A 7,598-nucleotide genomic window follows, 5' to 3' on the forward strand; every position below is an offset into this window, starting at 1 on the left:
AGACGACGCCAGATACGACTCGAGGGACGCACCCCGGAGGAGTTCCGGGGCATGTCCCTCGCGGTCTAGGGCTGTATCCTAATTAACAGCGTCCAACAATCGGGGCGCAGTTCAAGCTTATGCTCCGTCCCTCTTTTTTCGATAGGACGGGAAGGAAGATGAAAGGGGATATCGATGCCTGAACACATATTCCGCACCACGACCAGGCATATGCTGAGGGATTCCAAGGAATACGCCAAGCAGACTCTGATGGGAGGCCTGTCGGGATTCGAATCCCCGATTGGCCTGGATCGTTTGGATCGCATCCAGGCGCTGAAAAGCGGCGACATCGGATTCGTGCATTCGTGGGACATCAACACGTCCGTGGACGGTCCCGGTACCCGTATGACCGTTTTCATGAGCGGATGCCCGTTGCGTTGCCAGTACTGCCAGAACCCGGACACTTGGAAGATGCGCGACGGCAAGCCCGTGTACTACGAGGCCATGATCAAGAAGATCGAACGCTACGCAGACCTGTTCAAGGCCACCGGCGGCGGCATTACCTTCTCCGGCGGGGAATCCATGATGCAGCCCGCCTTCGTGTCCCGCGTGTTCCACGCGGCCAAGCAGATGGGCGTGCACACGTGCCTCGACACGTCCGGCTTCCTCGGCGAGAGCTACACCGACGAGATGGTGAACGATATCGACCTGTGTCTGCTCGACGTCAAATCCGGCGACGAGGAGACATACCACAAGGTGACCGGCGGAATCCTGCAGCCGACCATCGATTTCGGACAGCGGCTCGCCAAGGCGGGCAAGAAGATCTGGGTGCGGTTCGTGCTCGTGCCGGGCCTCACCTCATCCGAGGAGAACGTCGAGAACGTGGCGAAGATCTGCGAGATCTTTGGCGACGCCGTGGAACATATCGACGTGCTGCCCTTCCACCAGCTTGGACGTCCGAAATGGCACATGCTGGGAATCCCATATCCGCTGGATGACCAGAAAGGGCCATCGGCCGCGATGAAGCAGCGTGTGGTCGAGCAGTTCCAGACGCACGGATTCACCGTGTACTGATTTCCCTCCGGTCGGAGTTTCGCATACGAATTCGCATGCGAAAAGGAACGCCGGAACCGCGTCATGCCAATTTGGCGGCGCGGTTCCGGCGTTTCTATCACGATGAGGAAAATCTTCACATTCGACGCGTGGCGAAATGGCGTGAAATACGACAAAACAAGGCGCACTGGCGTAGTCTTGGACTATGGCAGACATTTTCGATTTTCCTCAAGGTGTACGCGACGTGGCGTACGACGACGACAAGGGACCATGCATGGACGATGATGCCCGGCACTCCACACTTTTCCGTCCGCACGGCGTTCCCGACAGGGTCTGGGACGCCGTGCTTTCCGTGGAACGCATGCCACGGCTGCAAGGCATGGCATACCACGAGATTCCGGTGCCGAATTCCATGGCGAATTTCGGCATCGGCGTCGAACTGGAATGCGACGACGGATGCCCGTCCGGCTGGATCATGGTGCTGTATTCGCTCAAATTCCAAGAAGACTGGCATTCGCACTGGCGATGTGTGGCCTTCGCCTCCCTGCCGATGCCGGAAAAGGAGAGCAAACGCATGGAACCCGGCATGTATTGGGAGTCGATGATGCGGTTCCTTGATCCGGACGATTCCGAACACGTGTCGGGAACCGTCACCGTCGCACACAACACGGCCTTCGGACACGATCCGGACGCTCCGATGGCGGGATGCGAGGTCCGCGTGTCTTGGACTCCATTAGACTATGCCGATGGAGGTCTCGACGCCGGCTCCCAAGTCGGACGGTGGGCGGCATTCCTCCGATCCATGACACAATCCGAGGAGGACGTTTCCGTTGATCGATGAGCCAAAGCTGCAGTCGGAACCACGTGAAGGCGTGCCTGATGTGATCGACACACTGCCCGCGTTCCGCGAATACTGCAGTGCTTTGGCTTCCTCCCACGGCTCCCTCGCGGCGGACGCGGAACGCGCATCGGGATTCCGATATGGTCACGAGGACTGGCTGGTGCAGTTCAAACGCGACGGCGCCGGCATAGGACTGCTCGACCCCCAGGCGCTTGCGGCCGCGGGAGCCGATTGGAACGATTTCAACCGCGCGGTCGGCGACGCGGTATGGATCCTGCACGACTCCCTGCAGGACCTTCCGGGATTCGCGGACCTCGGCATGAGGCCGCAGCGCCTGTTCGACACCGAAATCGCGGCGCGTCTGCTGGGACTGAAACGATTCGGTCTCGCCGCAGTCACCGAGCATTTCCTGGGATTGACCCTCGCCAAAGAGCATTCCGCGGCGGACTGGTCGTATCGCCCGTTGCCCCGCGATTGGCGCAACTACGCCGCACTGGACGTCGAACTGCTCATCGAGCTTGAGACGAAGATGCGTGCCGAGCTCAAACGCCAGGGCAAGCTGGAATGGGCCCGCGAGGAGTTCGAATACGCGCTCAAAGAAGGCCTGGGACCGCGCAAGAAGCATCCGATCCCATGGATGCACGTCTCGCATATCAACGAAGTCATGCGCGACCGTCAGGCGCTGGCCATCGTCAGGGCGCTGTGGACCAGACGAGACGAACTCGCTTGCGAATACGACATCGCGCCATCGCTGCTGCTCGCCGACAGCACCATCATCGAAGTGGCCAAACGCAAGCCGCACAACGCGGCGCAGTTCCGCGCGATCCGGTCCATCAACGAACGCGTCCGCATGCACACCGATTCCGAACAGGACAAGATGTTCGAACGCTACGCGCCGATCCAACGCAAAATCAAACCGAGCATGTGGAAACACGTCATCCAGGAGGCGCTTGCTCTGCCGCCAAGCGAATGGCCGGAGACGGACGGCGCCGTCGGCCGTCGGCACGAACCGCAGTCATCGGCTCCAAAATCCATCCGCGCGTGGAAGGAACGCTATCCGGAACGTCTGAAGGTGCTCAACAAGGCGCGCAAGGTGGTTTCGCAGATAGCTGAAGACACACGCACGCCAGTGGAGATCATCATCAAACCGCAGTATCTGCGCAACCTGTGCTGGACGGACGAACCGCGAAAGCGCGATGTGGCACAGTTCCTTACGGAGCAGGGCGCGCGCGACTGGCAGGTCGCCCTTGTCGCAGAGTCCGTAAGTCGCGCTATCATGTAGAGGTTGCCTAACGGCAGAACAATGAAGAACCGTATTGTTTCAGGAGCGCAAGCGTGAAAATCAGCGTCAGGAATCTTGAGCCGACCAAGGTGAAGCTCACCATCACCGTCGACCCGGAGGAATTCAACCCGTATCTCGACGAGGCTCGCAAGGAAATCGGCAAGCAGGTCAACGTGCCTGGCTTCCGCAAGGGTCATGTGCCCGGCAAGATTATCGACCAGCGCATCGGCTTCGGCGCCGTCGCCGGCGAGGCTGTGAACAACGGTGTGCCGGAGCTGTATTCCAAGGCTCTCGAAACCAAGAAGATCCACCCGATGGCCCAGCCGGAGATCGACGTTCAGGAAGTGCCGGAATCCGCCAAGGATGAGACCAAGCTGAAGTTCGTCGCCACCGTCGAGCGTCGTCCGGACATCGAACTGCCGGCTCTTGACGGCATGGAGATCGAGGTCGCCAAGGCTGAAGTCACCGATGAAGACATCAACAACCGTTTGGAAGCCCTGCGCCAGCGTTTCGGCACTCTCGTGAGCGTCGACCGTCCGGCCGCCAAGGGCGACTACGCCAACATCGACCTCAACGCCGAAATCGACGGCGAGAGCGTGGACTCCCAGGAAGGCGTGAGCTACGAGCTCGGCTCCGGCACCATGCTCGACGGTCTGGACGAGGCCCTCGAAGGCCTGTCCGCCGGTGAGGAAACCACCTTCGAAGGCACTCTCGAAGCTGGCAAGCATGAAGGCGAGAAGGCCCAGATCAAGGTCAAGGTCAACTCCGTCAAGGCCGAGGAACTGCCGGAACTCGACGATGACTTCGCTTCCGAAGCCTCCGAGTTCGACACCCTTGATGAGCTGAAGGAAGACCTGAAGAAGGTCGCCGCCCAGGACGCCGAAGGCCGTCAGGCCACCGCCGCCCGTGACGCGTTCATCGCCAAGCTCGAGGATGGCCTCGAGATTCCGGTGCCGAAGGGCGTCAAGGCTGAAATGGTCGAGCAGCAGCTCAAGAACGTGACCGCGGATCCGTCCAAGGCCACCAAGGAGCAGAAGGCCGAAGCCGAGAAGACCGTCGAAAAGGAACTCCGCGACCAGATTGTTCTCGACGTGCTCGCTGAGAACATGGATGTCAAGGTCTCCCAGGGTGAAGTGTTCAACTTCCTCGCTTCCATCGCCCAGCAGTACGGCATGGATCCGAACGCCTTCATCCAGGCCATCATCCGCAATGGCCAGATTGGCTCCGCGGTGCAGGAAGTCGGCCGTTCCAAGGGCCTGCTCTCCGGCATGCGCGCCGTGACCTTCAAGTCCGAAGGTGAGACCCTGGATCTGAGCGCCTTCCTTGGCGAAGCCGCCGAAGACGAAGAGTCCGAAAGCGTCGAAGCCGCTTCCGCGGCCGCAGCCGTGGCCGATGAGCTCGCAGCCGACAAGGATGCCGAGTGAATCGCAAAAGCCGATAGGCTGAAGCGCTGAATACGCGTGGGCCGGAATCCCCAAGTGGGTTCCGGCCTTTTTCTTTCGACGGGAATAAAGCTGTTGGAATAGGGCCGCTGGAAATCCCGGAATGACGGATTCCAACGGTCTCCATGGATGGGAGAGCATGTGATGAATCGGGGATACGCGGTCGTTGATTTCGAAACCACGGGATTGAGTCCGGCGAAAGGAGATCGGGCCATTGAGATTGGTCTGGTCCACGTGTCACCGGACGGCACGCTTGAGGATGAACATGAAACGCTGATTCATGTCAATCGCAGTGTCGGCGCCTCGTGGGTGCATCACATCACCGCACGGGAACTATTGCATGCGCCGGACTTCGAGGGCATCGCGCATGAACTGCGCGACCTGCTGGCCGGGCGCGTGTTCGTGGCGCACAACGTGTCGTTCGATTCGAGGTTCCTACTCGCCGAGTATTCCCGTATGGGTGCCTCGATACCCGTCGATCAAAGCACCATGCTGTGTACGATGAAACTGTCCCGTTCGTTGATTGGCCGTGGCAAACTCGCAGATTGCTGCGAATACTTCGGCATCGCGAATGAGGATGCGCACAGCGCGCTGAGCGACGCCCACGCCACGGCTATATTGCTTGGACGGCTGATTGAATCCGATCCCGAATGGCCGGGCTTCAAACGTCGTCTCGAATCGGCCGTTGACGCAGCGGATCGATGGCCCACGTTCTCCTCGTTACCGAAGAAGGAATGGCTTCCGCGAAGCTCGCACACTGACGGGAATGCCGTGACCTGATGATGTTGCGGAAGCCTTGGCCTTCGTTCGTTGCTGGAAACCAAGGTGGAGTCCGGCGAACTCGGTGCGAAAACCGGAAAAGGCTTCTATGGATGGGAAGGTAAAACGGGACGGGAAATCATCCGTGAACGTGACGAACACCTGCTACGGGCATTGGCGGAGGAACGTTCGGTCACGAGAACAGGAATTTGATTTCGGCGAAGAACTCGCGGAGCATGTTGTTCGCCAGCATGTCGCGGGGAGAGCCGGCCGCGATGCCCTGCGCCTCCACAAGACCGTTCTTATGCGCGATCTGCAACGCGCGGAACATATGGAAATCGTTGGTGATGATGCCAACCTCGGCGTTGGGCTTCGTGATCAGGCCGCTGCTGTTCGAGATGTTCTCCTGGGTGGTTCGTGATTCCGTCTCCTTGAGTATGCGGTCCTTCTCGATGCCGTGTTTCTCGAGATAGTCGGCCATGCCTTGGGCTTCCGGGAACGGCTCGTTCACGCCCTGGCCGCCGGAGACGATGCAGATGGTTTTCGGATTCTCGTTGAGATATTCGACCGCCGTGTCGAGCCGGTAGCGCAGCACCTTGCTCGGGCCGGACGTGCGCACCTGCGCGCCGAGCACCACCACGTAGTCGAGATCCGGACCGGCCTGCTCGGCCATTCTGCTGATGATGCAGCCCTCCACCGTGCCGAACATCACAAGTCCGATGAAGACCAGGGCAATGACGATGTCCTGGACGATACGGGGGAAATTCGACCACCAGTCGGCCGCGATGCCGATCGCAATCAGGATGAGGAGGGCGGCGACGGCCAGCCAGACCATCCAGAAACCGGTGCCGGACCGGGCCTTCATCACGACGAACGCATAGAACGTCGACAGCATGGCTAGTGCAACGCATAGAAGGATTCCCAATCGTCGCCCCATCGTCTTCATGCAACAACCTCTTAACGCGCGTGCCCGTGCCCTTTATGCCACCACTCAATCCCTGTCCAAGAGTAAACGAAATGGCGGGACGGGACGACACATTACGTGCGATGCAGACGATTCCTTCGCATTTTTCGGAAGATGAACCCCTGTTTTTTGACGATACGTATCGCTCGTATAATGGCGCGCGTCGCTCCTGCCCGAGCCGCGCAGGTCGAGGGGCGGCCCACGGCGATCGCCGCGATCTCCAATTCACGGTGCGCGGCATCGACCGAGAGAAGGATCCCATTATGGCGGAGCCATTGTCTGAAACTATTGTCCACGATACGGATGCGAAATCCACGGAACATGCCCAGGAAGCGTCGAAGGAAACACATGGAACGCTTGCGTGGCGCGTGATTGACATCGCCGTCGGTGCGGCGGTCGGCGTGATGTCGGGAGTGATGTTCTGGGTGTTCGATGGCCTGTCGTATGGTCTTTTCCCGTTGCTGACCCTGGTTCTGCCAGGCTCCGCCGCGTTGCTGCACGCATTGTTCTATTTTCCGGCCACTCTGGGATTGCTGATTGTGCGCAAGCCGGGAGCCTCGGCCTATGTGCTTCTGGTCGCCTCGTTCATCGAAGTGGTGCTCGGCACGAAATACAGTGTGAGCCTGGTGGTGATCGCTCTCGTGCAGGCGGTGGCCGCCGAAGCGGTGTTCGCCCTGTTCCGCTACCGTCGTTGGACGCTTGGCGTCACATTGCTGTCGGCTGCGGCGATTGGCATCGTGTACAACTTCTATCTGCTGTTCTTCTACTATCAGGCGTTCTCGCTCTTCAGCCCGCGCGGAATCATCGGCACCGTGTGCGAACTGTTGAGCGCGTTGGTGTTCGCAGGTTTCGGCTCATGGGGCCTGTACCGTGCGTTGGCGCGGTCTGGCGTTCTGAACCGTTTCGCCTCCGGACGGTGAAACGGTTCAGAACGGTTCCGCAGGATGGGGACTACCGGTAGTTGCGTTCGATGAGGATGTCGGAGACGGTGAGATTCGCCTCGTTGACGAGATTGAACAGGATCACTTCGGCGAGTTCTGCCGGGCTCATGAAGGAATGCTGCTTGTCGAGCGACACATAATCGTGGCTGTCGCGGTAGAAATCGGTGTCGATGCCGCCGGGGTAGACGCCCACCACCTTCACGCTCGTGCCCTTGTAGGCTGCCTTCAGGCTCTGCGTATAGCCTTTTTCGCCCCACTTGGTCGCACAGTACACGGATTCGTTGGCATTGCCGCGCGTGGCGGCGGTGCTCATCACGTTGGCAATCTTCAGATCCTG

The 7,598-nt window shown here is 59.7% G+C and carries 8 protein-coding genes; 6 read left to right on the top strand and 2 right to left on the bottom strand.

Annotation, left to right across the window (positions count from 1 at the left end):
- Positions 1 to 174: 174 nt before the first annotated feature.
- The 5 genes from pflA (at position 175) to ACR0P8_RS07920 (ending at position 5,377) form a co-directional block, all read left to right on the top strand.
- Complete coding sequence (pflA, locus tag ACR0P8_RS07900) at positions 175 to 1,053, top strand: pyruvate formate-lyase-activating protein (RefSeq protein WP_432624561.1); 879 nt, start codon at positions 175 to 177, stop codon at positions 1,051 to 1,053.
- 184 nt (positions 1,054 to 1,237) lie between these two features.
- Positions 1,238 to 1,873: a DUF3000 family protein gene (locus ACR0P8_RS07905; protein ID WP_033498968.1), complete on the top strand. Its 636-nt coding sequence runs from the start codon at positions 1,238 to 1,240 to the stop codon at positions 1,871 to 1,873.
- Complete coding sequence (locus tag ACR0P8_RS07910) at positions 1,863 to 3,155, top strand: HRDC domain-containing protein (RefSeq protein ID WP_432624562.1); 1,293 nt, start codon at positions 1,863 to 1,865, stop codon at positions 3,153 to 3,155. The genes ACR0P8_RS07905 and ACR0P8_RS07910 overlap by 11 nt, the downstream gene beginning before the upstream one ends.
- Before the next feature lie 53 nt (positions 3,156 to 3,208).
- Positions 3,209 to 4,579 carry a trigger factor gene (gene tig, locus ACR0P8_RS07915; protein ID WP_432624563.1) on the top strand — a complete coding sequence of 457 codons (1,371 nt, stop codon included), beginning with the start codon at positions 3,209 to 3,211 and terminating at the stop codon, positions 4,577 to 4,579.
- A 162-nt stretch (positions 4,580 to 4,741) separates the two neighbouring features.
- Entirely contained in the window at positions 4,742 to 5,377 is a 636-nt protein-coding gene (locus ACR0P8_RS07920; protein ID WP_432624567.1) for a 3'-5' exonuclease, read from the top strand.
- 172 nt (positions 5,378 to 5,549) lie between these two features.
- On the opposite strand, the gene ACR0P8_RS07925 is transcribed toward ACR0P8_RS07920, so the two are convergent.
- Complete coding sequence (locus ACR0P8_RS07925; protein WP_432624564.1) at positions 5,550 to 6,302, bottom strand: ElyC/SanA/YdcF family protein; 753 nt, start codon at positions 6,300 to 6,302, stop codon at positions 5,550 to 5,552.
- Between the two features lie 293 nt (positions 6,303 to 6,595).
- Between ACR0P8_RS07925 and ACR0P8_RS07930 the strand changes: the two genes are divergently transcribed.
- Entirely contained in the window at positions 6,596 to 7,240 is a 645-nt protein-coding gene (locus ACR0P8_RS07930; RefSeq protein WP_432624565.1) for an ECF transporter S component, read from the top strand.
- 31 nt (positions 7,241 to 7,271) lie between these two features.
- On the opposite strand, the gene ACR0P8_RS07935 is transcribed toward ACR0P8_RS07930, so the two are convergent.
- A partial coding sequence (locus ACR0P8_RS07935) for an SDR family oxidoreductase (RefSeq protein ID WP_432624566.1) occupies positions 7,272 to 7,598 on the bottom strand: 327 nt, incomplete at its 5' end.

It is taken from the genome of Bifidobacterium sp., from assembly GCF_050874245.1.
In the GTDB taxonomy this organism is placed as follows: Bacteria; Actinomycetota; Actinomycetes; order Actinomycetales; family Bifidobacteriaceae; genus Bifidobacterium.

Coding starts and splice junctions, on each gene's coding strand:
- pflA (WP_432624561.1), top strand. CDS start 175: ATGCCTGAACACATATTCCGCACCACGACCAGGCATATGCTGAGGGAT.
- ACR0P8_RS07920 (WP_432624567.1), top strand. CDS start 4,742: ATGAATCGGGGATACGCGGTCGTTGATTTCGAAACCACGGGATTGAGT.
- ACR0P8_RS07905 (WP_033498968.1), top strand. CDS start 1,238: ATGGCAGACATTTTCGATTTTCCTCAAGGTGTACGCGACGTGGCGTAC.
- ACR0P8_RS07925 (WP_432624564.1), bottom strand. CDS start 6,302: ATGAAGACGATGGGGCGACGATTGGGAATCCTTCTATGCGTTGCACTA.